This window comes from Mycobacterium sp. DL99, assembly GCF_004762045.1.
Classification (GTDB): domain Bacteria; phylum Actinomycetota; class Actinomycetes; order Mycobacteriales; family Mycobacteriaceae; genus Mycobacterium.
In genome coordinates, this window is record NZ_SJOM01000007.1 from 1,972,232 (window position 1) to 1,996,499 (window position 24,268).

The 24,268-nt window shown below is 67.9% G+C and carries 23 protein-coding genes; 14 read left to right on the forward strand and 9 right to left on the reverse strand.

Features of this window, described 5'->3' with window-relative positions; all coding sequences use genetic code 11:
- Positions 1-74: 74 nt before the first annotated feature.
- On the forward strand, positions 75-1,253 hold the full coding sequence (moeZ, locus tag EYZ64_RS09940) for an adenylyltransferase/sulfurtransferase MoeZ (protein ID WP_135459924.1): 1,179 nt from the start codon (positions 75-77) through the stop codon (positions 1,251-1,253).
- A gap of 36 nt (positions 1,254-1,289) precedes the next feature.
- The gene (locus EYZ64_RS09945; protein WP_135453289.1) at positions 1,290-2,144 is read left to right on the forward strand and encodes a TIGR02569 family protein; all 855 of its coding nucleotides are present in this window, start codon (positions 1,290-1,292) and stop codon (positions 2,142-2,144) included.
- A gap of 15 nt (positions 2,145-2,159) precedes the next feature.
- Here the strand turns inward: EYZ64_RS09945 and EYZ64_RS09950 are convergent, their stop codons facing one another.
- Together EYZ64_RS09950 and EYZ64_RS09955 are read right to left on the reverse strand one after the other, a co-directional pair.
- Positions 2,160-2,456, reverse strand: a complete 297-nt coding sequence (locus tag EYZ64_RS09950; RefSeq protein WP_135453290.1) for an MGMT family protein — start codon at positions 2,454-2,456, stop codon at positions 2,160-2,162.
- A gap of 1 nt (position 2,457) precedes the next feature.
- Complete coding sequence (locus EYZ64_RS09955) at positions 2,458-3,231, reverse strand: alpha/beta hydrolase (protein WP_135453291.1); 774 nt, start codon at positions 3,229-3,231, stop codon at positions 2,458-2,460.
- A gap of 122 nt (positions 3,232-3,353) precedes the next feature.
- Between EYZ64_RS09955 and EYZ64_RS09960 the strand changes: the two genes are divergently transcribed.
- Together EYZ64_RS09960 and EYZ64_RS09965 are read left to right on the forward strand one after the other, a co-directional pair.
- Positions 3,354-6,500: an ATP-dependent helicase gene (locus EYZ64_RS09960; RefSeq protein WP_135453292.1), complete on the forward strand. Its 3,147-nt coding sequence runs from the start codon at positions 3,354-3,356 to the stop codon at positions 6,498-6,500.
- A complete protein-coding gene (locus EYZ64_RS09965) occupies positions 6,497-9,823 on the forward strand; it encodes an ATP-dependent helicase (RefSeq protein ID WP_135453293.1) in 3,327 nt (1,108 codons plus the stop codon). The genes EYZ64_RS09960 and EYZ64_RS09965 overlap by 4 nt, the downstream gene beginning before the upstream one ends.
- On the opposite strand, the gene EYZ64_RS09970 is transcribed toward EYZ64_RS09965, so the two are convergent.
- The 3 genes from EYZ64_RS09970 to EYZ64_RS09980 all read right to left on the reverse strand — a co-directional run bounded on the left by EYZ64_RS09970 (position 9,820) and on the right by EYZ64_RS09980 (position 11,597).
- On the reverse strand, positions 9,820-10,311 hold the full coding sequence (locus EYZ64_RS09970; protein ID WP_135453294.1) for a DUF2231 domain-containing protein: 492 nt from the start codon (positions 10,309-10,311) through the stop codon (positions 9,820-9,822). The two genes, EYZ64_RS09965 and EYZ64_RS09970, sit on opposite strands and share 4 nt — an antisense overlap.
- 35 nt (positions 10,312-10,346) lie before the next feature.
- The gene (locus tag EYZ64_RS09975) at positions 10,347-11,060 is read right to left on the reverse strand and encodes a VIT1/CCC1 transporter family protein (RefSeq protein ID WP_135453295.1); all 714 of its coding nucleotides are present in this window, start codon (positions 11,058-11,060) and stop codon (positions 10,347-10,349) included.
- Positions 11,061-11,207: 147 nt separating this feature from the next.
- Positions 11,208-11,597: a DoxX family protein gene (locus EYZ64_RS09980; protein ID WP_135453296.1), complete on the reverse strand. Its 390-nt coding sequence runs from the start codon at positions 11,595-11,597 to the stop codon at positions 11,208-11,210.
- 75 nt (positions 11,598-11,672) lie between these two features.
- On the opposite strand from EYZ64_RS09980, the gene EYZ64_RS09985 reads away from it, so the two are divergent.
- Both EYZ64_RS09985 and nudC read left to right on the forward strand, forming a co-directional pair.
- The gene (locus tag EYZ64_RS09985; RefSeq protein ID WP_135453297.1) at positions 11,673-12,767 is read left to right on the forward strand and encodes a potassium channel family protein; all 1,095 of its coding nucleotides are present in this window, start codon (positions 11,673-11,675) and stop codon (positions 12,765-12,767) included.
- Entirely contained in the window at positions 12,764-13,711 is a 948-nt protein-coding gene (gene nudC / locus EYZ64_RS09990) for an NAD(+) diphosphatase (protein ID WP_135453298.1), read from the forward strand. Before EYZ64_RS09985 ends, nudC begins: the two co-directional genes overlap by 4 nt.
- A 30-nt stretch (positions 13,712-13,741) precedes the next feature.
- Here the strand turns inward: nudC and EYZ64_RS09995 are convergent, their stop codons facing one another.
- On the reverse strand, positions 13,742-13,987 hold the full coding sequence (locus EYZ64_RS09995) for a mycoredoxin (RefSeq protein WP_135453299.1): 246 nt from the start codon (positions 13,985-13,987) through the stop codon (positions 13,742-13,744).
- Positions 13,988-14,081: 94 nt separating this feature from the next.
- Between EYZ64_RS09995 and EYZ64_RS10000 the strand changes: the two genes are divergently transcribed.
- The 3 genes from EYZ64_RS10000 (at position 14,082) to EYZ64_RS10010 (ending at position 16,864) form a co-directional block, all read left to right on the forward strand.
- Positions 14,082-15,224: an acyl-CoA dehydrogenase family protein gene (locus EYZ64_RS10000; protein WP_135453300.1), complete on the forward strand. Its 1,143-nt coding sequence runs from the start codon at positions 14,082-14,084 to the stop codon at positions 15,222-15,224.
- Positions 15,225-15,253: 29 nt separating this feature from the next.
- Positions 15,254-16,240, forward strand: a complete 987-nt coding sequence (locus tag EYZ64_RS10005) for an acyl-CoA dehydrogenase family protein (protein WP_135459925.1) — start codon at positions 15,254-15,256, stop codon at positions 16,238-16,240.
- Between the two features lie 96 nt (positions 16,241-16,336).
- Positions 16,337-16,864: a helix-turn-helix domain-containing protein gene (locus EYZ64_RS10010; protein WP_135453301.1), complete on the forward strand. Its 528-nt coding sequence runs from the start codon at positions 16,337-16,339 to the stop codon at positions 16,862-16,864.
- Between the two features lie 26 nt (positions 16,865-16,890).
- Here EYZ64_RS10010 and EYZ64_RS10015 read toward each other — a convergent pair whose 3' ends face one another.
- A complete protein-coding gene (locus tag EYZ64_RS10015; RefSeq protein WP_135453302.1) occupies positions 16,891-17,190 on the reverse strand; it encodes a hypothetical protein in 300 nt (99 codons plus the stop codon).
- 100 nt (positions 17,191-17,290) lie between these two features.
- Positions 17,291-18,229 (reverse strand): carbon-nitrogen hydrolase family protein, encoded by a 939-nt coding sequence (locus EYZ64_RS10020; protein WP_135459926.1) that lies wholly within the window; start codon positions 18,227-18,229, stop codon positions 17,291-17,293.
- 172 nt (positions 18,230-18,401) lie between these two features.
- Between EYZ64_RS10020 and EYZ64_RS10025 the strand changes: the two genes are divergently transcribed.
- Genes EYZ64_RS10025 through EYZ64_RS10035 form a run of 3 tightly spaced genes read left to right on the forward strand, consistent with a single transcriptional unit; the run spans position 18,402 to position 20,570 of the window.
- Positions 18,402-19,187, forward strand: a complete 786-nt coding sequence (locus tag EYZ64_RS10025) for an aldolase (RefSeq protein ID WP_135453303.1) — start codon at positions 18,402-18,404, stop codon at positions 19,185-19,187.
- A gap of 47 nt (positions 19,188-19,234) precedes the next feature.
- The gene (locus EYZ64_RS10030; protein WP_135453304.1) at positions 19,235-20,119 is read left to right on the forward strand and encodes a dihydrodipicolinate synthase family protein; all 885 of its coding nucleotides are present in this window, start codon (positions 19,235-19,237) and stop codon (positions 20,117-20,119) included.
- A gap of 10 nt (positions 20,120-20,129) precedes the next feature.
- Positions 20,130-20,570, forward strand: a complete 441-nt coding sequence (locus EYZ64_RS10035; RefSeq protein ID WP_135453305.1) for a hypothetical protein — start codon at positions 20,130-20,132, stop codon at positions 20,568-20,570.
- Positions 20,571-20,600: 30 nt separating this feature from the next.
- Here the strand turns inward: EYZ64_RS10035 and EYZ64_RS10040 are convergent, their stop codons facing one another.
- Positions 20,601-21,068, reverse strand: a complete 468-nt coding sequence (locus EYZ64_RS10040; RefSeq protein ID WP_135453306.1) for an RrF2 family transcriptional regulator — start codon at positions 21,066-21,068, stop codon at positions 20,601-20,603.
- A gap of 72 nt (positions 21,069-21,140) precedes the next feature.
- Between EYZ64_RS10040 and EYZ64_RS10045 the strand changes: the two genes are divergently transcribed.
- Positions 21,141-21,896 (forward strand): SDR family oxidoreductase, encoded by a 756-nt coding sequence (locus EYZ64_RS10045; RefSeq protein WP_135453307.1) that lies wholly within the window; start codon positions 21,141-21,143, stop codon positions 21,894-21,896.
- Positions 21,897-21,950: 54 nt separating this feature from the next.
- Complete coding sequence (locus EYZ64_RS10050; protein ID WP_167857772.1) at positions 21,951-24,065, forward strand: ATP-dependent DNA helicase UvrD2; 2,115 nt, start codon at positions 21,951-21,953, stop codon at positions 24,063-24,065.
- Positions 24,066-24,268: the final 203 nt, after the last annotated feature.

Genomic DNA, 24,268 nt, shown 5'->3' on the forward strand with positions numbered 1-24,268 from the left:
TACCGTTGTGTGTACGAGCAGCTGGGACGATGAAGTGACCCAAAAAACTGAGGAGACATGCGGTGTCCGCGAATTTGGACGTGTCGTTACCGCCGTTGGTTGAACCGGCCGCCGAGCTGACGCGCGACGAGGTGACGCGCTACAGCCGGCACCTGATCATTCCGGACGTCGGCGTGATCGGGCAGAAACGGCTGAAGAACGCCAAGGTGCTGGTGATCGGGGCCGGCGGGCTGGGGTCGCCGACCTTGCTGTACCTGGCCGCCGCCGGGGTGGGCACCATCGGCATCGTCGAGTTCGACGTGGTCGATGAGTCCAACCTGCAGCGGCAGATCATCCACGGCCAGTCCGACATCGGCCGGTCCAAGGCGCAGAGCGCCAAGGATTCGGTTCTGGAGATCAACCCGCTGGTGACGGTGAACCTGCATGAGTTCCGCCTGGAACCCGACAATGCGGTGGAGCTGTTCAGCCAGTACGACCTGATCCTGGACGGCACCGACAACTTCGCCACCCGCTACCTGGTCAACGATGCCGCGGTGCTGGCCGGCAAGCCCTACGTGTGGGGCTCGATCTACCGGTTCGAAGGCCAGGTGTCGGTGTTCTGGGAGGACGCCCCCGACGGTCTGGGCCTCAACTACCGCGACCTCTATCCCGAGCCGCCGCCACCGGGCATGGTGCCCTCGTGTGCCGAGGGCGGGGTGCTGGGCATCCTGTGCGCGTCGATCGCGTCGGTCATGGGTACCGAGGCCATCAAGCTCATCACCGGCATCGGCGAACCGCTGCTCGGACGGCTCATGGTGTACGACGCCTTGGAGATGTCGTACCGGACCATCCGGATCCGCAAGGATCCGACCACGCCGAAGATCACCGAGCTCATCGACTACGAGGCCTTCTGCGGTGTCGTTTCGGAAGCCGCTACCGACGCCGCCGCGGGCTCGACGGTCACCCCGCTGGAGCTCAAGGAGCTCATCGACTCCGGGAAACCGTTGGCGTTGATCGATGTCCGCGAACCCGTCGAGTGGGATATCAATCACATCGAGGGTGCCGAGCTCATCCCGAAGCCGTCGTTCGAGTCGGGCGATGCGCTGGCCAAACTCCCGGTGGACCGGACACCGGTGCTGTACTGCAAGACCGGGATCCGCTCGGCCGAGGTGCTCGCCATCGTCAAGAAGGCCGGTTTTTCCGACGCGCTGCATCTGCAGGGCGGAATTGTGGCCTGGGCCAAGCAACTCGAGCCCGACATGGTGATGTACTGACCGCTGGTTTGCCGGTCAACACCTTAGGCTGAGGTTGTGAGTGTGGAACGGCCGCCGGAACATGTGCTGGCGGCGTTCGGCCTGTCCGGGGAGCGCCCGGTACCGCTCGGCGAAGGCTGGGAGGGTGGCTGGCGCTGCGGCGAAGTGGTGATGTCGATGGTGCCCGAGCACGCCCGTGCGGCGTGGTCGGCCAAGGTGCGTGAATCGCTGTTCATCGACGGGGTGCGGCTTGCCCGCCCGGTCCGTTCGACGGACGGCCGTTATGTGGTGGCCGGGTGGCGGGCTGACACCTTCGTCGCCGGCACGCCCGAACCCCGTCACGACGAGGTGGTCTCGGCGGCAGTGCGATTACACGAGGCCACCGCGAAGCTGGAACGGCCACGCTTCCTCACCCAGCCGCCGGTTGCGCCGTGGGCCGATGTCGACGTGTTCATCGCCGCTGACCGGGCGGCCTGGGAGGACCGGCCGCTGCACTCGTTGCCGCCCGGCGCCAGGGTGTCGCCCGGCTCGTCGGACGGCCAACGTTCCGTGGAACTGATCAATCAGTTGGCCGGCCTTCGCAGACCCACCAGGAGCGCGAGTCAACTGGTTCACGGCGACCTTTACGGCACAGTGCTTTTCGCCGGAACGGCGGCGCCGGGGATCACCGACATCACCCCGTACTGGCGCCCGGCACCATGGGCCGCCGGTGTGGTGGTGGTCGACGCGCTGTCCTGGGGCGACGCCGATGACGGCTTGATCGAGCGGTGGGGCTCCCTGCCGGAATGGCCGCAGATGTTGTTGCGGGCGTTGATGTTCCGGCTGGCCGTGCACGCGCTGCACCCGCGATCCACCGCGGCCGCGTTCCCGGGCCTGGCGCGCACCGCCTCGCTCGTTCGGCTGATCCTCTAGCTCACCTGCTCGCGGTCAGAACTGGTGCCGGTACTCGGCCAGCCGCACCCGCCCGTCGACGGCCAGCACCCCCTCGGCGCGGAGCCGTTCCAGCTGGCGGGTGGCCAGGTGCGGGGCGGGCCGACCCGATGCCGTGATCACCCGGTGCCAGGGCAGGTCCGAAGAATCGGTACGCATGATCCAGGCGACGATCCGTGGGCTGGAAAGGTCTGCGGCATCGGCGATGTCGCCATAGGTCGACACCTTGCCGGACGGGATCGCGGAGACCAGCGCCCGCACGGTCTCCACCTGTTCCTCGGTGACGGCAGCCATGTCAGCCCAGTTGCTCGAGGATCAACTTCGCGGTCTCGGCGGGTTTGGCCTGGGCCACCATGTGGTCGCAATCCCAATCCAGCAGCGTGAAATCCGGGCCGAGATGCGCACTCAGCGCGCTGATGAGACCGTCACGGGCATACGGCGGGCTGGTGCGGGTGGCGCGGACCAGAACCGTGGGAGTGCCCTTGCCCGGCAGGGCAACCGGGCGGGCCAGCTCGCTCCAGTAGGACATCATCGCCGGGATGCTGATCCGCCACCCGAAGCGGCCGCCGGGCAGTTCGACGAGGTGCTCGTCGAGGTCACGGTCCAACTCCTCCGGTGCCACCTCGCCCCACGAACCGTTCGCTTTCTCGGCGCGCGCCTCGGCGCGGTCGGGATAGTCGGGCGAGGCCATCATGCTGTCGGCGATCTCACGCATCCATTCGCCGTCGAGCTCCACCGCGGGGTCCAACAGAACCAGCCCACTGACCAGATCCGGATGTGCGGCAGCGAGATTGAGGGCCACCGCACCGCCGAACGAATGCCCGGCGACCAGAGTCGGGCCATCCAGCAGCGAGGCCAGGGCCTCGACGTTGGCATCGAGCGTCCACGGGGCGGCCCACGATGTGCGGCCATGCCCGAGCAGATCGGGGGCGAGCACCGCCAGCTCGGGGAGGTGCTGCTCGGCCAGCGTCTTCCAACGTTGGCCGTGCCCGGTCAACCCGTGGATGAGCAACAGCTTCGGGGGCTGGTCGGGGCCGTAGCGGTAGACGTGCAACTTCTCGGCTGACATCCGTTCATGCTGCCAGAGCAGCTACTTGTCGGGCTATTCGCTCCAATCCGCTCCGCTACTTGCGGGCTATTCGCTCCAATCCGCTCCGCTACTTGTCGGTCCCTTCTGGTGTCATTCCCCTCATGACCGCACAACACGTCCAGCCCGCCCTGACCGGCACCGAGCTGCTGGCACCGGGGCGCAGCGGTGTGGTGCGGGTGCTTGGCGGTGCGGGCACCGGCAAGAGCTCGCTGTTGATCGGCACTGCGGTCGAGCACATCGCCTCGGGCACCGATCCCGAGTCGGTGTTGTTGTTGACCGGTTCGGCCCGGTTGCGCTCGGAGGCCAGGGCCGCCATCACCGCGCGACTGCTCGGGGCGGGCACCCATGGCGTGGTTCGCGAACCGCTGGTACGCACCGTGCACTCCTATGCCTTCGCGCTGCTGCGGCTGGCGGCCCAGCGCAACGGTGATCCGCCGCCGCGGCTGATCACCACCGCCGAGCAGGACGGCATCATCCGCGAGTTGCTGGCCGGCGACCTGGAGGACGGTGCCGATTCACCCGTGGGCTGGCCCGAGCAGCTGTGGCCCGCGCTGAGCACCGCGGGTTTCGCCACCGAGCTGCGTGATCTGCTGGCCCGCTGCACCGAGCGCGGTGTGGATCCGCGTGCCCTGCAGCGGCTGGGCCGCTCGGCGGGACGCCCGGAATGGTTGGCGGCGGGCCGGTTTGCGCAGGCCTATGAGCAGATCATGCTGTTGCGGTCGGCGGTCGGTATGGCCGCACCGCAGGCCACGGTGCCGGCACTCGGGGCGGCCGAACTCGTCGGGGCGTCGTTGGACGCGCTCGGGACCGACGCCGACCTGCTGGCCGGCGAGCGCGCGCGGATCAGCCTGCTGCTGGTCGACGATGCACAGCACCTCGACCCGCAGGCCGCCCTGTTGGTCCGGGTGTTGGCTGCCCGGGCGGGGCTGACGGTCATCGCCGGCGATCCCGATCAGGCGGTGTTCGGTTACCGCGGCGCCGATCCGGCGTTGTTGCGCGATCACGGCGACGAGGACGCCCCGGCCCTCACCCTCGCCCGGTCGCACCGCTGCGCCCCCGCCGTGGCATCGGCGATCTCGGGTATCGCGCGCCGGCTGCCCGGAGTCGGGCCCGGCCGCGTGCTGGAGGGCAACCCGGAGCACGGACAGGGGGAAGTGACCCTGCGGATGGCGGCCACGCCGCACGCCGAGAACGCGTTCATCGCCGATGCCCTGCGGCGCGCCCATCTGGTGGACGGGGTGCCGTGGTCCGAGATGGCTGTGGTCGTGCGCTCGATTCCGCGGGTGGGGGCGGCGCTGGCGCGGGCACTGAGCGGCGCCGGCGTGCCTGTGCAGGCCGCGGGCCCTGATCTGGGGCTCGCGCAGCAGCCCGCGGTCGCCGCCCTGCTCACCGTGTTGGAGGTGACGGCGACCAGGCACCTGGACGGTGACAGCGCGATCAGCCTGCTCACCGGCCCGATCGGCCGGGTCGACCCGGTGACCTTGCGGCAGTTGCGCCGGGCGCTGCGCCGTGCCGACGGCTCCACGCCGCCACGGGATTTCACCGACCTTCTGGTCGCAGCGATCGATGCAGAGCCGGCTGGGCTGTCGGCCGAACACGCCAAGCCGCTGCGTCGGCTTCGGTCGGTGCTGGCCGCCGCCCGCCGCAGCGAGCGTGACGGTTCCGATCCGCGCTACACCCTGTGGCAGGCCTGGAACGCCTGCCGGTTGCAGCCGCGCTGGCTGGCGGCCAGTGAGCGGGGCGGCACCATCGGGGCACAGGCCGATCGGGACCTGGACGCTGTGACGGCGGTGTTCGATGTGGCCGACCAGTATGTGAGCCGCACGGCGGGGGCGTCGCTGCGGGGGCTCGTGGACCACGTGACGACCCTGGGCACGTCGATGTCGGCATCGGATGCGAGCTCGCAGACCGAGGCGGTAGCGGTGCTCAGCGCGCACGCCGCGCTCGGCCGCGAATGGGATTTCGTGGTGATCGCCGGGGTGCAGGAAGGGTTGTGGCCCAACACCGTTCCGCGTGGCGGCATCCTGGGTACGCAGAATCTGGTGGACGTGCTCGACGGGGTGGCCGCTCCGGACGACCGTGCGGTATCGACCCGGGCACCGCTGCTGGCCGAGGAGCGTCGGTTGTTGATGGCCGCCATGGGCCGGGCCCGGACGCGGCTGCTGGTGACCGCGGTCGACAGCGATGGTGGCGACGAATCGCTGCTGCCCTCGCCGTTCTGTGCCGAACTGGCCGAGGTGGCAACTGAATCCGTGCCGTTGCCGCCATTGGCCGCACCGCGGGTGCTGCTGCCCTCGGCGGTGGTCGGTCGGCTGCGGGCCGTCGTGTGCGCGCCCGAAGGTGCCGTCGATGACGAGTCTCGGTCTTGTGCGGCAACTCAATTGGCCAGGCTGGCCGCCGCAGGGGTGCCCGGGGCCGACCCGTCGCAGTGGCACACCATGACCGCACTGTCCACCGAGGATCCGCTGTGGTCGGATCCCGAACACGTGGTGAAGCTGTCGCCGTCGACGCTGCAGATGCTCACCGACTGCCCGCTGCGGTGGCTGCTGGAGCGGCACGGCGGCAGCGACGGGCGCGATGTGCGCTCGACGGTCGGGTCGCTGTTGCATGCGCTCGTCTCCGACTCCGGCAAGACCGAGAGCCAGCTGATCAACGACCTGGAGAAGGTCTGGGAAGACCTGCCTTTCGAGGCGAAGTGGTATTCGGACAATGAGCTGTCGCGGCACCGGGAGATGCTGGAGACCTTCACCCGCTGGCGCGCGGACTCCCGGGGCCAGTTGACCGAGGTAGCCACCGAGATCGACGTCGATGGCGTGATCATCGAACCGGGACCTGATGGGCCGGGCGTTCAGGTACGGGGCCGGCTGGACCGCCTCGAGCGCGACCAGGCGGATCGGCTCGTCGTGGTCGACCTCAAGACGGGCAAGAGCCCGGTCACCAAGGACGACGCGCAGAAGCACGCCCAGTTGGCCACCTATCAGCTCGCGGTGGCCGCGGGGTTGTTGCCCCACGGTGATGAGCCGGGCGGGGGACGGTTGGTATACCTGGGCAAGGCGGGGGCGGCCGGCGCCACCGAACGCGAACAGGATCCGATGACACCCGACACTCGTGCCGACTGGTTGGGCACTGTCAGCAACGCCGCTGCTGCCACGGCCGGGCCGCAGTTCGCGGCCCGGGTCAACGATGGTTGCGCGAACTGCCCGGTGCGTACATCGTGCCCGGCCCAGGCCGTCGGGGACCGGTCATGACGGAAACCGCCCCGGCCGGCGTGCGGTACAGCCCGGCCGAGTTGTCCACCGCGCTGGGCCTGTTCCCGCCGACCGAGGAGCAGGCCGCGGTGATCGCCGCGCCGCCCGGGCCTGTTGTGGTGATCGCCGGGGCGGGCGCCGGTAAGACCGAGACCATGGCGGCCCGGGTGGTCTGGCTGGTGGCCAACGGCTATGCCACGCCATCGCAGGTGCTGGGGCTGACCTTCACCCGTAAGGCCGCCGGCCAGTTGCTGCGCCGGGTCCGCACCCGGCTGGCCAGGCTCGCCGGTGCCGGTCTGGCTCCGGTCGCCGGTGGCGCCGACGAGGTCGCCACGGTCAGTACCTATCACGCGTTCGCCGGCACGCTGCTGCGTGAGCACGGGCTGCTGCTCCCGGTGGAACCGGACACCCGGCTGCTCAGCGAAACGGAGCTGTGGCAGTTGGCTTTCGACGTGGTCTGTGCACACCCGGGGGAGCTGGCGATCGAGAAGACTCCGGCCGCCGTCACGGACATGGTGCTGCGCCTGGCCGGTGCGCTCGCCGAGCATCTGGTGGATACCGACCAGCTGCGCGACACCCATGTGGAGTTGGAGCGACTGGTGCTCACCTTGCCGGCCGGTCCGTATCAACGTGACCGTGGACCCAGCCAGTGGCTGCTGAAAATGCTGGCCACCCAGTCCGAGCGCACCGAACTGGTGCCGTTGATCGATGCGCTGCACCAGCGGATGCGTGCCGACAAGGTGATGGACTTCGGGATGCAGATGTCTGCGGCGGCGCGGCTCGCGTCGAGATTCCCTCAGGTCGGTGAGCAACTGCGCCAACGTTTCCGGGTGGTACTCCTCGACGAGTACCAGGACACCGGGCATGCGCAACGGGTGGCGTTGTCCTCGCTGTTCGGCGGCGGCGTCGACGAGGGCCTGGCACTCACCGCGGTGGGTGATCCAATCCAGTCGATCTACGGTTGGCGGGGCGCCTCGGCGACGAACCTGCCCCGGTTCACCACGGACTTTCCGCTCGCCGACGGCACGCCGGCCCCCACGCTGGAACTGCGGACCAGCTGGCGCAACCCGCCGAGCGCCCTGCATCTGGCCAACGCGGTGTCGGCCGAGGCGCGCCGCCGCTCGGTGACGGTGCACGAGCTGCGGCCCCGGCCTGACGCCGAGCCGGGCACCATCCGGTGTGCGCTGCTGTCCGATGTCGAGACCGAACGTGATTGGGTGGCAGACCATCTGGCCCGGATGTATCACGGCGCGGTGGCCCAGGGGGCGGCCACGCCGACCGCCGCGGTGCTGGTGCGGCGCAACGCCGATGCCGCGCCGATGGCCGAGGCGCTGAGCACGCGCGGTGTGCCGGTCGAGGTGGTCGGGGTGGCCGGACTACTGGCCGTGCCCGAGGTGGCCGATCTGGTCGCGATGCTGCGGCTGGTGGCCGATCCCGCCGCGGGGTCGGCGGTGATGCGGGTGCTGACCGGACCGCGATGGCGGTTCGGCGCCCGGGACATCGCCGCGTTGTGGCGGCGTGCCAGGGAACTGGACGACCGGTCAGTGGGGGAGCCCAGCCCCGCCGAGATCGTGGCACAGGCCGCCCCGGATGCCGATGCGGCTTGCCTGGCCGACGCGATCTGCGATCCTGGTGCCGCCGAACACTATTCGCCGGCCGGCTATCAGCGGATCGAGGCCCTCGGGCGCGAGCTGACCATGCTGCGTGCGCATTTGAGCCACCCGCTGCCCGAGCTGGTGGCCGAGGTGCGGCGCGTCGCCGGCCTGGATGCCGAGGCGCGTGCCGCCCGCCCGGTTGCCGCGGGCTGGACGGGGACCGAGAATCTCGACACGTTCTGCGATATCGTGGCCGACTTCGCCGGGCGTCCGGGCGGATCGGTGCTCGCACTGCTGGCCTACCTGGACGTGGCGGCCGACGTGGAGAACGGGCTGGCCCCTGCCGAATTGACGGTCTCGCACGACCGGGTGCAGATCCTCACCGTGCACGCCGCCAAGGGGTTGGAATGGCAGGTGGTGGCGGTTCCGCACCTGAGTGGCCGGGTGTTCCCGTCGACTGCCTCGGCGCGCACCTGGCTCACGGATCCGTCGGATCTACCTCCGTTGCTGCGCGGCGACCGCGCGACCGAATCGGAGCTGGGTGTTCCGGTGTTGGATACCTCCGACATCAACGACCGGAAGATCTTGTCGGACAAGATCTCCGATCACAAGCGCAGCCTGGAGCAGCGTCGCGTCGACGAGGAGCGCCGGCTGCTCTACGTCGCGATCACCCGGTCCGAGGACACCTTGCTCATCTCCGGGCATCATTGGGGTGCCACCGAGAGCAAGCCCCGCGGGCCGTCGGAATTCCTGTGTGAGATCAAGGAGATCGTCGAGGATGCCGCCGCACAGGGCCATCCCTGTGGGGAGATCGAGCAATGGGCGCCCGATCCGCCGGCCGGTGAGGTAAACCCATTGCGGGACAAGGCTGTCGAGGCGATCTGGCCGGCGGTTCCGGCCAGGGCTTCTGATGTCGACCGGGGCGCGCAGCTGGTGGCACAGGCGCTGGCGGGCGACGGTGCCCGAGAAGGCAGCGCGCAAGAAGACAGCGCGCAAGAAGGCGACGCCGCCGACGAGGAGGGCTGGGCCGCCGACGTCGATGCCCTACTGGCCGAACGCGATCGTGCACCGCGGGTCACCCCGGTCGAACTGCCCGGCCAATTGTCGGTCAGCACACTGGTCGAACTCAGCCGTGATCGGCAGGCCGCGCTGCAGCGTCTGCACCGGAGGCTGCCGCAGCGTCCGGATCCGCATGCCCTGTTGGGCACCGCATTCCACGAGTGGGTGCAGCGGTTCTTCCACTCCGAGCGGTTGTTCGACCTCGACGATCTGCCCGGCGCGGTGGACAGTGACAGCGGCCGTGCCAATGCCGCCGAACTGTCCGAGCTGCAGGATGCGTTCGTCATGTCGCCATGGGCCGCGCGCACCCCGATCGAGGTGGAGGTGCCGTTCGACATGGCGATCGGACGGACGCGGACCACCGTCGTGCGTGGCCGCATCGATGCGGTGTTCGCGCAGGAGGACGGCACCACGACCGTGGTGGACTGGAAGACCGGCGAGCCTCCGGCTACGCCGGAAGCGCTGGCGCAGGCGGCGGTTCAGCTCGCGGTGTACCGGCTGGCCTGGGCGTCTCTTCGGGGGTGTCCACCGGAGTCGGTGCGTGCCGCGTTCCACTACGTGCGGTCGGGGCAGACCGTCAGCCCCGAATCGTTGCCCGGGGAGGATGAACTCGTCGCATTGCTGACCGACCCCACGACCGCCTCCGCGGACCTGGCGCAGGAGTCCTAGCCGTCGCCGGCAGACGTCAGGTTCGCGATTTCGGATCCCCAGACGGCCCGTGCTCCGAGATCACCGACGCGGTAGATCTGAATGATCGAGGCCGCGCCCACCAGGACGGCGACCACCGCGACAACGCCGTTGTAGATCAGCCGCCGGCTGCTGTCGCGCCGTTCGGCGAAATGCAGTGCCACCAAGGCCAGTGCGACGACCAGTAGGGCGAGCGAGAAGTAGATCATGGTGTCGCCGCGCTCGGCGTGCTCTTCCAGCACGGCATCGTGAGCGGGTCGCAGGTCGTAGAGCCATTCGCCGGCGTACGTCGTGAGCGGCGTCAAAACCGTTGTCACGACGGCCAGGATGAGTGTCAGCCACAACAGATGGCCTCGGCGGGCGGAGGGCCACAGCGCGCAGAGCATCTCCAGTGCCGCGGTCAGCGGCACGAATACCACCAGAGCGTGGACGAGCAGAACGTGGGCCGGCAGGCCGTTGACGACGGTCACGGGACTCCTTGGCTGGTCGGGATGATGCGAGGCGGTCAGGTGATGGTGGTCCCCACCAAAAGGCCGATCAGATAGGTGATTGCCAGGGCCAGGCCGCCACCGATCACGTTGCGCAGCACCGCGCGGCCCTGCGGTGCCCCGCCCAGCCCGGCCGACACCGCCCCGGTGAGCATCAGCGACAGCAGAACCGCCACCACGGTCACCGGGATCCGCCATGTCGTCGGCGGGACCAGGATCGCGATCAACGGCAACAGCGCACCGATGGTGAACGACAGCGCAGAAGACGCGGCGGCCTGCCACGGGTTCGTCAGGTCCTTGGGATCGATGCCCAATTCGACCTCGGCGTGCGCGGCGAACGCATCGTGGTCGGTGAGTTCCTTGGCCACGGTGCGCGCGGTCGCTGTCGACAGGCCCTTCGCTTCGTAGAGCGCGGACAACTCGTCAAGTTCGGCGGCCGGGTCGTCACGCAACTCGCGGCGTTCCTTGCGTAGCAATGCGCGTTCGGTGTCACGTTGCGTGCTCACCGAGACGTACTCACCCAACGCCATCGACACCGCTCCTGCGGCAAGGCCGGCGATACCGGCGGTCAGAATCGGCGCCGTCTCCACGGTGGCGGCTGCCACGCCCACGACGATGCCGGCCGTGGAGACGATGCCGTCGTTCGCGCCCAAAACCCCCGCACGAAGCCAGTTCAGTCTCGACGACAGTGAACCCACGTGCGGCTCGGACGGATGGCTGGGATTCGTCACGGTCCGACGATATCGGCCAAAACCACATGCCACCAGCAACGATAGCCTTGCCAAACTTGGCTCTGTGCGGGGTTCAGGCCGAGTCGGGCAACGAAACAGGCTGCCGCCCAGGAGTTCTGGTCAGCCGGTGAGACCAGGAGTATGCGACTACGAGTTGCGATACACCCGCAGGGCCCAGGTGATCATCGGGATCTGCAGTGGCAGCCGGGCGATGGCGACGATCCGCATGGGCCATGGCTTGTCCCACCACAGCCGGACCATGTTCAGGTTCCCGGGGAACACGGCGATGAACAACGCCACGGCGGCCAGCGCGCCGAGCCGCCGGGTGCGGGGCACGGCCAGCAAGGTGCCGGTGGCCAGCTCGCCCACCCCCGAGGCGTAGGTGTAGAAGCGGGCGCTGCCGGGCAGCTCGGTGGGGATGATCGAGTCGAAGGGCTTGGGTGCGACGAAGTGCAGCGTGCCCATGCCCAGAAGCAGGGCCGCCATGCGTTGGGCGGCGGGTGCGGCGGAGATCCGCTGAGGCTGGGGTGCGGTCATGGTTACATTGTGGCGTGCGTCTGATCAGATTGATCCCGGCGCGTCCCGGGGAGCTTTGCTCGATGATGGGGTCGCGTGGCTAAAGGCAGGCTGCGGCGCAGCCTCGCCGCGATCGACTCGAACCTGACTTCCCGCCCGGATGCCGCGCTCGTCGATGTGTTGCGCATCCCCGAACCGTTCGTCAGTCCGGCGCGCAAGATCTTCATGCGGGTGCTGTACGCGCTGGGGGCGCTGTTCGCCGCGGTGCTCATCGTCTACGCGGATCGCTACGGCTATCGGGACAACGACAGCGCCCCGGATGCCAACAACCCGCTGTCGTTCCTGGACTGCCTGTACTACGCGACGGTGTCACTGTCGACGACCGGGTACGGCGACATCACGCCGTACACGGATTCGGCGCGTCTGGTCAACGTCGTGGTCATCACGCCGCTGCGGGTGGCCTTCCTGATCGTTCTCATCGGTACCACCGTGGAGACCCTGACCACCCAATCCCGGCAGGCGCTGAAGATTCAGCGATGGAGGAACAAAGTGCGTAACCACACCGTCGTCGTCGGATACGGCACCAAGGGGCGGACGGCGGTCGCCGCGATGGTCGGCGATGAAGTCTCCCCGGCCGACATCGTCGTCGTCGACGAGAACGCGGCCGCACTGGAACGCGCCAAGGCCGCCGGCTTGGTGACTGTGCACGGCGACGCCACCAATTCCGGTGTCCTGCGACTGGCCGGTGCCCAGCACGCCAAGTCGATTGTCGTCGCAGCCGACAACGACGCCAGCGCGGTGCTGGTGACGCTGACGGCCCGGGAGCTGGCGCCCAAGGCCAAGATCATCGCGGCGGTGCGGGAATCCGACAACCTGCATCTGCTCAAACAGTCCGGTGCGGACTCCACCGTGGTGTCTTCGGAGACTGCCGGCCGGCTGCTCGGCATTGCGACGCAGACCCCCAGCGTCGTGGAGATGATGGAGGATCTGCTGACCCCCGATGCCGGCTTCGCCATCGCCGAGCGTGAGGTGACTCCCAAGGAGGAGGGCGGCTCACCCAGGCATCTGCACGACATCGTGCTGGGCGTGGTGCGTGAAGGCCGGTTGGTGCGGGTCGACGCGCCGGAGGTGGATGCTCTGGAGGCCGGGGACCGGCTGCTCTACATCCGCAGTGCGGACACTGAGCGATGACCGAACGCCTCACCTTCGGACTGCGCAACGTCCCGCTGCTCTCGCGGGTCGGTGCCGATCGTGCCGATGCGCTGCGTACCGATATCGACGCCGCGACCGAGGGCTGGCAGGACGCGCTGTTGCTGCGGGTCGACCGACGCAACCAGGTGTTGATCTCGGGTGGCCAGGTGGTGCTCGGCAAGGCCTCGAGCCTGGGCACCGACAAGCCACCGGAGCACGCGGTGTTCCTGGGCCGGCTGGGCGACGGTAGGCACGTGTGGGGCGTCCGCAGCGCGCTGGAGGCGCCCGAGGATCCCGAGGCACCCGCCGAGGTGCTCGATCTACGCCGGGCCGGCGAGGTCTTCGACGACGTCAGCGCCCAGCTGGTGGCGACGGCCACCGCGTTGCTGAACTGGCATGACAGAGCCCGGTTCAATGCGGTGGACGGCGCGGCAACGCGGTCGGCGAAAGGCGGTTGGTCGCGGGTCGATCCGGTCAGCGGTCATGAGGAGTTCCCGCGCATCGATCCGGCGGTGATCTGTCTGGTCCATGACGGCCATGACCGCGCGGTGCTGGCCCGGCAGACCGCGTGGCCTGAGCGGTTGTTCTCGATCCTGGCCGGATTCGTCGAGGCCGGTGAATCCTTCGAGACCTGTGTGGTGCGGGAGATCGCCGAGGAGGTTGGCCTCACGGTCACCGACGTGCAGTACCTGGGCAGCCAGCCGTGGCCGTTCCCTCGGTCGCTCATGGTCGGATTCCATGCCATCGGCGACCCGGAGCAGCCGTTCTCGTTCAACGACGGCGAGATCGCCGAGGCAGACTGGTTCACCCGGGCGGAGGTCCGCGAGGCACTGGATCAGGGTGACTGGAGTGCGGCCGACGGCGATTCGCGGTCGAGGCTGCTGCTGCCCGGTTCGATCTCGATTGCCCGCGAGATCATCGAGTCCTGGGCGGCCCTGGACTGACGGTCCGCGCCTGATCTGGCTGTGGAGCGCTCAGTTGAGCTTGGCCTTGACCTGCTTGATGGTGGGGTTGGTCAGCGTCGACCCGTCGGCGAACTTCAGGGTCGGGACCACGTGGTTTCCGCCGTTGACGGAACCGACGAACTCGGCTGCGGCCGGATCCTGCTCGATGTCGACCTCAGTCCACGAGATGCCCTCTGACTTGAGCGCCATCTTGAGCCGCGAGCAGTAGCCGCACCACGTGGTGGTGTACATCGTCACAGTCGGTGTAGCAGTCATAGTGCACATAACGTAGCTGAACCGCCGCCTCATGCCCGCAGTGACGCAGGTCTCCGGCCTGCACCGGTAAGTTGCTAATCCGCAGTGGACGGAGCTGAACATGACCAGGTTGGTGCCGCCGGTGGCCGGCGACCCGCATGCGCTCGACGAGTTGCGGTTGCAGGTGCGGCAGTTTGTCAGCGAGCAACAGGAGGCCGGCACGATCGGCCGGTACGCCGACAGCTGGCTGACCGGTTGGGACGAGGACTTCAGCCGGGCGCTGGCCGCCCGCGGGTGGCTGGGTATGACGGTGCCCGTCTCCTACGGCGGGCACGGGCGCAGTCACCAGGAGCGATTCGTGGTCACCGAGGAACTGCTGGCCGCCGGGGCTCCGGTGGGGGCGCACTGGATCGCCGACCGCCAGATCGTTCCGTCGTTGCTCAAGTACGGCACCGAGGAGCAGCGGCGAAAGTTCTTGCCCGCCATAGCCAAAGGCGAATGCTATTTCGGAATCGGCATGAGCGAGCCGGATTCCGGATCCGATCTGGCCAGCGTGCGCACCAAGGCCGTGCAGGTCGATGGGGGCTGGGCGATCACCGGCGCCAAGGTGTGGACGTCAGGGGCGCACCTGGCGCACGCGTTCATCTGCCTGGCCCGCAGCGCGCCCGCGGATCCGGCGCACCGTCACGACGGCCTGAGCCAGTTCATCGTCGATCTGCGCGCACCCGGCGTCGACATCCGGCCGATCATCTCGATGAACGGCAAACATCATTTCAACGAAGTGATCCTGGATGAGGTGTTCGTGCCGGACGCCATGGTGTTCGGCACCATCGGCAACGGCTGGCAACAGGTGACCTCCGAGCTGAGCTTCGAACGCAGTGGGCCCGAGCGCTTCCTGTCGACGTTCCCGCTGCTCGCCGACATGGCTACGCACATGGGTGACGGATCTCTGCCCCGTCACACCGATCTGGGGCGCTACCTGGGCCGCATCACCGGCCTGCACCAGATGTCGATGGCGGTCGCCGGTGCGCTGGAGCGGCACGAACCGGCCGATACCGCGGCCGCCGTGGTCAAGGTGGTGGGCACCGCCACTGAAGGTGACATCGCCGATTTCGCCGATGTCCTCGGTGAGACCGATGACGAGGATTACCGCTCGATGCTGGCTGACGCGGTGGTCCAGCGCCCGGGGTTCACGCTGCGTGGCGGTACCAACGAGGTTTTGCGTGGTGTCATTGCGCGGGGATTGGGGATGCGCTAGTGGACGCTGTCGACGCCGAACTGGTCGAGATGATGTCGGCGGTCTTCGCCGCACACCGCGAGCAGCACCCAACAGGTGAGGTCACCACCGAGTTGTGGGGCCGGCTGGTCGAACTCGGCCTGGTCCGGCTGACCGGGTCCGAGGAATCCGGTGGCAGTGGCGCCGGCTGGGCCGAGGCCGGGGAGCTGCTGCGCGCCGCCGCCTGGCACGGAGTGAGAATCCCTCTGGCCGAACATGATCTGCTGGCCTGCTGGTTGTTGGAGACGGCGGGGTTGGGGGTCGATGACGCGCGACGCACCGCTTGTCTGCTCGACGACGACGGTGTCGCGCGTGGCGTGCCATGGGCGGCCGGCTCGGAGCGGGTGGTCCTGCTCTGGCGCGACGGCACCGGTTACCTCGTGGCCGATGTGGACACCGCGTCGCTGTCGATCACCGCAGGGCGCAACAATGCGGGGGAGCCGCGCGACGTTGTCCGCGCGGACCTCGCGTCTTTGACCGGAAACCCGGTGCCCGACAACGTGGTCGAACAGTTCAGGCGGCGGGCCGCCCTGGTGCGCGCCGTTCAGGTGTGCGCCGCGCTGGACCGGATCCTGGCGCTGTCGGTGGCACACACCGGCGAACGCACCCAGTTCGGCCGGCCGCTGGCCAAGTTTCAGGCCGTGCAGAATCTGGTGGCCGACATCGCCGCCGAGTCTGCGCTGGCCAGGGCGGCCACCGACGGTGCACTGGCCGAGGCTCTGCGATCGGACTGGTCCTCGGCGCACCTCGATTTCTTTGTCGCCGTGGCACGTTCGTGCGTCGGGCACGCCACCTCGGTGGTGGTGCGCAACGCCCACCAGGTGCATGGTGCGATCGGCACCACCCTTGAGCACCGGTTGCACGAGTTCACCATGCCCGCGTTGTCCTGGCGTTCGGAGTACGGCTCGGTTGCGCACTGGGATCAGGTCCTCACCGAATACGCCATCGCTGCCGGCTCGGACGGACTGTGGGACCTGGTCACTGCCGCCGATGTCTGAGCGGCTCGCCGTCGAGGATTCGGAATGTCGACGATATGACACTTGCTGTCCTATGGGACCATGTATGCGGAGCGTGCGTTGTGATCAGGAGGTGTCATGAGTGCTCTGTTGCGTGCTGTGCGTCAACAGCGGGGCATGACCCTTGAGGAGCTCGCCGAAGCGACCGGATTGACCAAGAGTTACCTGTCCAAGGTCGAACGTCAGCGTTCCACGCCGTCGATCGCGGTGGCGATGAAGCTGGCGCGTGCGCTCGAGGTCGATGTCGCACAATTGTTTTCCGAGGATCCAGCGGTCACGACGTTGTCGATTGACCGCGCGGGCGAGCGCGGCAACAACCGCTATCAAGCCGTGGCGGCGGGGATGCTCGGGAAGTCGATGTCGCCGTTCATCGTTCGGCCGACCCTCAAGTTCGCCGAGCATCCGCATCCGGAGCACGCCGGGCAGGAGTTGGTGTTCGTCCATGCGGGCGTGGTGGAGCTGCGCTACCAGGATGATCTGGTCACCCTGGAGACCGGAGATTGCGCGTATTTCGACGCCTCGTTGCCGCACCAGCTGCGGCAGCGGGGGAGTACGCCCAGTGAGGTTCTGGTGATCACCCACACCGAGTACGGCCGCAATCGTTGACTTGCGCTCCTGTGCCCCACGGGCCGTCAGCATTTCAGGTTCACGTGCACTGTGGGGATGGGTTCGAAATCCGGTAGGCCGTGAATGGTGACGGTCTTCGCTTGCGGGCGCACGACGACCGTGTGGACATTGGTCACCGTGCACTGACTGAGCGGACCGCTGCCGACTTTGTTGATGATCACCCGTTTGCCGTCGGCTTGTAGGCGCGCGATGGTTTCTGCTGCCGACGGGCCGGTGGGGGCCGCCGCGGCAACTGCGGCTCCCGCGGTGAGCCAGCTGATGACGGCGCCAATAGAAAACGCCGTGGACATTGCGATGTGCTTCATGGCTTCTCACTCCTTCTTCGATGATTCGATCAGTGCACCTCCAATCCTATGACACAAAGTGTCCTAATGGAAACCTAATTAGCGCGGGCTCGAGCCTTCCCTAGGTCGACGTCCTCGACTGCGCGCCGGCGACGTTGCGTCGGTACCAGGGTTGGCCGTGCCAGCGCTGGTAGTGCCAGACTGCGCCGGGTAGGAGGCCCCGCTTGTGCAGCCAGTAGCCGGCGGGGGCGTGGAGCTCGGCGTCCTGCCGGCCGGTGGTGATTTCGCCGAGCACCACGCCCTCTCCTTCGTCTGCACGCCGCTCGGCGACGATCTCGCCGGATGCGGTGGTGATCATGGTTGCGCCTTCAAACCGGCCGCGATATTCCATCGGCAGCCAGGGCATCGCGCAACGGAGATCGCCTGCGTGGCCGGCGTGGACGCACGGGGCGCCCACGTACCTGGAGAACGAGGCTGCCGCGGTGTGCGCGTTAATCCGGTTGTTGTGTTCGAGGCGGTCGAACAGGGCGTGCGGCCGCCACCGGGGAATCGACCACCACCCCGATCCGGCCATCACCAAATCGACGCGACCTCGTAGTCGTCGGACGGTCTGCGTGCGCATCAGTTCCCAGCACACCGCGGCTCCGACCTGGTAGTCGCCGGCGGCGATGACTCCGTCGTCGCCGCCTCCCACGTAGAAAGCGTTCTCCCACATGGTGGGGAGATCCTTGTCGTGCCGTCCGATCACTCCGTTCGGGTCGGCGAGCAGGTAGGCGTTGCGCACGTGTCCGTCGGGATCGCGGCACAGGAACGAACCGCCGACAAGGGCGGCGTGTCGACGGGCGAGTGTTGTGAGGAGTTCTGTCGCGGGACCGTCGGGAGGCAGCGCCGCCGCGGCCAGCGAGTCCGCGAATCCGATTCCGGTGGAGAAGAACTCCGGCAACGCGATGATGCGCGCACCCGCATGTCCTGCCTCATCGCCGAGCCGTTCGCAGGCCGCGAGGTTGGTTGGAACATCGGCGAATGCCGCGTCCAGTTGGATGGCAGCTGCCAGAACCATGATCGAGCCCTTCCTGATGGTGGACACCGAGTGTCATTCGGTAGAGAGCGTAGCGCGCACCGCAAGACGCCGGTTCTCACACGATCGGCTCACCTATGTTGACGAAAGGACACAATGTGTCCTATAGTTCGAGTTGTGTCGCCGACCCCTCAACACGGAAAGGTGGGCCGAGATGACCACCACGCTTGGTGATTCGAAGCAGGTTCTGATGCAGCGTGCCCTGGATGGGCTGTCTGTCCACATCGAGGAGTCCACGCTGACGACGCGGCAGAAGTTGGCCCTGACGTGCCGGGCGCTGTTCGATGCGGGCCACGACTCGGGTCTGGCGGGCCAGATCACCGCGCGGGCCGAGAAGCCGGGTACGTACTACACCCAACGGCTCGGGTTGGGCTTTGACGAGATCACCGAAGGCAATCTGCTGCTCGTCGACGAGGACCTCAATGTCCTCGAAGGCGGGGGAATGGCAAACCCCGCCAATCGATTCCATAGTTGGATCTATCGAGCGCGCCCCGACGTGCAGTGCATCGTGCACACTCACCCCTTCCACGTAGCGGCGCTTTCGATGCTGGAAGTTCCGTTGCAGGTGTCGCAGATGGACATCGCGCCGTTGTATGACGACTGCGCCTTCCTGGCCGACTGGCCGGGCGTTCCGGTCGGCAACGAGGAGGGCGAGATCATCAGTGCCGCGCTGGGGGACAAGAAGGCCATCCTGCTGGCCCACCATGGCCACGTGATCGCCGGAGCCAGCATCGAGGAGTCGTGCTCGTTGGCGATGCTGATCGAACGCGGCGCCGAACTGCAACTGGCCGCCATGGCGGCGGGAACGATCGCCGAACTGCCTCCGCGACTGGCGCGCGAGGCCCATGACTGGACGTTGCGGCCCAAACGCAGCCAGGCCAACTTCGCCTACTACGCCCGGCGTGCGCTTCGTAACCATCCCGATGCCCTGACCAGCTGACCTCTCGAACCGGCCCCCAATCCGCACCGAAAGAAGGACAACGAAACATGCCGTCCAACACTGAGATCCACGGAATTCTCGCCTATCCGGTGACACCCTTCACCGAAGACCACCAGATCGACACGGGCAAGCTTGCCGCCCTGGTCGACCGGTTGGTGAGCGGCGGTGCGCACGGGATCGTCCCGCTCGGCAGTACCGGTGAGTCGGCCTATCTCACCGAGGCCGAGTTCGACGCCGTCATCGACACCACGATCGGCGTGGTCGACCGTCGGGTGCCCGTCATCATCGGCGCGTCAGACCTGACCACTGCCAACACCATTCGCCGGGCGCAGTACGCCGAGCGGTCCGGCGCGGATGCGGTGATGGTGCTGCCCATCTCCTACTGGAAACTTTCCGAACGGGAGATCGTCCAGCACTACGCGGCGATCGGCGCCGCGATCGGCATTCCGATCATGGTGTACAACAATCCGGCTACCAGTGGCATCGACATGCGGCCCGAACTGCTGGTTCAGATGTTCGAGGACATCGACAACGTCACCATGGTCAAGGAATCCACCGGCGACATCACCCGCATGGAGCGCCTGTCCGCGCTCACCGACGGCCGGCTGCCGTTCTACAACGGCAGTAACCCCATGATTCTCAAGGCCTTCAAGGCAGGGGCCAAGGGCTGGTGCACCGCGGCGCCGAACCTGTTGCCGCGGCCGTGCCTGGATCTGTACGCAGCGGCACAGGTCGGAGACTGGACGAAGGCCGAGGCCATCTACACCGAAGTCAAGCCCTTCCTGGAGTTCATCGTGGCCGGCGGCCTGCCCACGACGATCAAGGGTGGACTTGAGCTGCTCGGCCAGGGTGTCGGGGTGCCGCGGCTCCCGTTGCTTCCCCTCGACGATAGCGGCCGCGAGGAGCTGCGCCGGCTCCTCGCCGTGTCCTGAGGGAGACGAGATGGATTGCAACACGCAGGTTCTGGAAACCGCCACCGCGACGACGTTGCTCGCGGCCGGGTTGATCTTCCTGCTGGCTCTGGCGCTCGGAGTGTGGAAATACCGGCAGATGGTCACCTCCGAACACCATGTCGCGCATCCTTATGTCGACATCGCTCACCGCGCATCGTTGCTCTACGCGTTCGCCACGTTGCTGACGGCCGTGTTCGTCGAGCTCAGTGCCTGGCCGAGCTGGGTCAATCTGACCGCGGCGTTGGTCCTGGTGTTCTTCTTCCTGGCGGCGATCCTGAGCTACATAGTCCACGGCGCCCGGCGGGATACCGCCAATCAATTCGAATTCCCGAGTCCGGGGCTGCACATCTCGATGGCGCTGCTCATCGCGGCGGAAATCGGCGGATTCGCGGTTCTGCTCGTCGGCTTCGCGGTCGGGCAGTGGGGCTGAGCCGCGGTGCGGCTGATCCGTTCGAGGCCCTCACCTACCCAACAACTTCCGGGTGCGCGCCGGCGCCGCGACGGGCAGATCGGCGAGGATGCCGGCGAGGGTGACGCCGTCGAGGCTGGCTCGCCAGGCCTGGTGTGCGTCAGCCATTTTCACGGCCAGGATGCACTCGTGCCGGCACCAGCTGTCAGGTAGTGCGCCACGGCCCTGCCGGCGGATCTCGCGGCATTCGTACGGCGGGGACGCACCGTCGACGGCCTCGACGATCTGCAGCAGTGTGATATCGGCGGGTGCCCGTCCGAGTCGGAAGCCGCCGCGCGGGCCGGTCGTGGCGGCCAGCACACCCGCGCGGGTGAGCGCCTGCAACTGCTTGGCCAGATAAGGGGCGGGCAGGCCGAAATGCTCCGCGAGGTCGGCGGCCGATGCGGTGGCCCCGGGTTCGAGCTGCGCCAGCGACGTCGCGCAGTGCAGGGCCCACTCGGTGGCCACGGGGAGTTTCACGGCCCGTAGTTTATTGCAGATATTACGGACCTATATAGTCCGAGATATCTATCGGCCGGGACGGGAGACCCCATGCGAATCGCAGTTGCCGGAGCTACGGGAAACATCGGGGCGCGCGTGGTCGCCGCCCTGCAGGGTGCGGGACACGAGGTGATGCCGATCAGCCGCTCGGCCGGGGTGGATCTGTCCACCGGGGAGGGGCTCGACGCGGCTCTGGCCGGGGTACAGGCGGTGGTCGACGCGATCAGCGCCCCGCCCGCCGATCGGGACCGCACGGTGGATTACCTGGGCACCGCCACCCGCAATCTGTTGGCCGCCGAGGAACGGGCCGGCGTGGGACACCATGTGTTGCTCTCGATCGTGGGGATCCACGACATCGAGGGCAATGCTCACTACGCCGGAAAACGTGAGCAGGAGAAGCTGATCGAAGGTGGGCCCGTGCCGTGGACGATCGTGCCGGCCACCCAGTTCCACGATTTCGCCGAGATGGTGGTGAGCTGGACGGCGCACGATGGCCCCGACGGGGTCTCCGCCGATATCGCCCCGCTTCTGGTGCAGCCCATCGATCCCGACGACGTGGCCGCCGTGCTCGCCGAGGTCGTCGTCGGCAACCCGCAGGGCCGCCATGTCGACGTGGCCGGCCCGCAGACACAGGATCTGGTCGACATGGCCCGGCGGACCCTGGCGGTGCGCGGCAAGGAGGTGATGCTGGTGCCGACCTGGTCGTCGATCTTCGGCGTGTCGATGTCGGGCAATGCACTGCTGCCCGGCGACGGGGCGCGCATCGCGCCCACCACCTTCGAGCAGTGGTTGAGCCGGCAGCGGTAGGCCGGGGCCACGCCGGGCCCGGGACTGTCACCGGTCCCTGACATCATGGACCGCATGCCGTTGGAGGCTCCCTCGCCCGCGCTGGGCGATCTGGATGATGAGCAGCGGGAGGCCGTCCTGGCCGCCCGCGGCCCGGTCTGTGTGCTGGCCGGCGCGGGTACCGGCAAGACCCGTACCATCACCCGCCGGATCGCGCACCTGGTGGCCGGCGGTCACGTCGCGCCCAGCCAGGTGCTCGCGGTGACGTTCACCGCGCGGGCCGCCGGCGAGATGCGGGGCCGGTTGCGGCTACTGGGCCAGGAGTCCGGGGTGAACACCGCTGCGGTGCAGGCGGTGACGTTCCACGCCGCGGCGCGCAGGCAATTGCAGTACTTCTGGCCGCGTCTGGTCGGCGACACCGGGTGGGAGCTGCTCGACAGCAAGTTCGCCGTGGTCGCGCAGGCCGCGAACCGGGCCGGGATGCAGACCAGTACCGACGACGTCCGTGACCTGGCCGGTGAAATCGAGTGGGCCAAGGCGTCTTTGATCACCCCGGAGGCCTACGGCACCGCGGTGGCCAAGGTCGGGCGGGACATCCCGTTCGATGCCGCGAAGGTCGCGGCCGTCTACTCGGGGTACGAGGCACTCAAGGCCCGCCGGGACGGCTCGGCGCTGTTGGATTTCGATGATCTGCTGCTGCACACCGCTGCGGCCATCGAGAACGACGCGGCGGTCGCCCAGGAGTTCCGCGACCGCTACCGCTGCTTCGTCGTCGACGAGTATCAGGACGTCACGCCCCTGCAGCAGCGGGTGCTCGACGCCTGGCTGGGGGAGCGCGACGACCTCACCGTGGTCGGTGATGCGAACCAGACGATCTATTCGTTCACCGGGGCCACCCCCCGTTTCCTGTTGGACTTCTCGCGGCGCTTCCCCGACGCCGCGGTGGTGCGGCTGGAACGTGACTATCGCTCCACGCCGCAGGTGGTGTCGTTGGCCAACCGGGTGATCGCGGCCGCACGCGGCCGGATGGCCGGCAGCAAGCTGCATCTGGTGGGCCAGCGTGACGCTGGTCCCGAGCCGTCGTTCTCCGAGTATCCCGACGAGGTGGCCGAGGCCAAAGCCGTGGCCAGGTCGATCAAGAAGCTGATCGAAAACGGAACGGAGCCGGCCGAAATCGCGGTGCTCTACCGGATCAACGCGCAGTCGGAGGTGTACGAGGAGGCGCTCACCGAGGCTGGGATCGCCTTCCAGGTGCGCGGCGGTGAGGGCTTCTTCAGCCGTCAGGAGATCCGTCAGGCGCTGGTGGCCATGCAGCGCTTCGCCGAGCGTGACATTCCCGAAGACAACCTGCCCGCACTGGTGCGTGAGCTGCTGGAGCCGCTCGGCTTGACCGCCGAACCGCCGGCCGGCACCAAGGCTCGCGAGCGCTGGGAGGCGTTGACGGCGTTGGCCGAGTTGGTCGACGAGGAGGTTGCGCTGCGCCCGGAGCTGGATCTGCGGGCACTGGTCGCCGAGCTGCGTCAGCGGGCCGACTCGCGACATCCACCGGTGGTGCAGGGCGTGACGTTGGCATCGCTGCATGCGGCGAAGGGCCTGGAGTGGGACGCGGTGTTCCTGGTCGGCCTGGCTGACAACACGCTGCCGATCTCGCATGCGCTCGCACACGGGCCCGACAGCGAGCCGGTGGAGGAGGAGCGCCGCCTGCTCTATGTCGGGGTGACCCGGGCCCGGGTGCACCTGGGCCTGAGCTGGGCGCTGGCCCGCACTCCAGGCGGGCGCCAAGGCCGTCGGCCGTCGCGGTTCCTCAACGGCATCGCACCGCAACTGCAGAATTCGGCCGGTTCGGGGCCGGATCGGACGCGTCGTCAACGCGGCCCGGCGCCGCGCTGCCGGGTGTGCAATGCCGCCTTGTCGACGCCGCCTGCGATCATGTTGCGCCGCTGCGAAACCTGTCCGTCGGACCTGGATGAGGAGCTGCTCGCCGAGCTCAAGGACTGGCGGCTGCGCGTCTCCAAGGAGATGAAAGTGCCGGCCTATGTGGTGTTCACCGACAACACGCTGATCGCGATCGCTGAGTCGATGCCGGCAGACGAGGCCGCGCTGGTGGCGCTCCCAGGAATCGGTGCGCGCAAGCTCGAGCAGTACGGCCCGGACGTTCTCGAGTTGGTCCGCGGCCGCCAAAATTCGTAAAGATCGCGCCAAAACCGCAGGTAGAAAATAGGTTGTGCGAATTGGCTGTTAGGCTTTAGCCTCGTAACACAGCTCTGGTGACGAGACGGAAGGAGGGTGCCCGCAATGGATAACAACATCGAATTCAGCGGTGTAGCGGTTGCTGGCATGCCGTCGTCCGTGTTCGCCGTCGCCGCTGCCGCGGTTTCCCCGGCAGCTCGCCG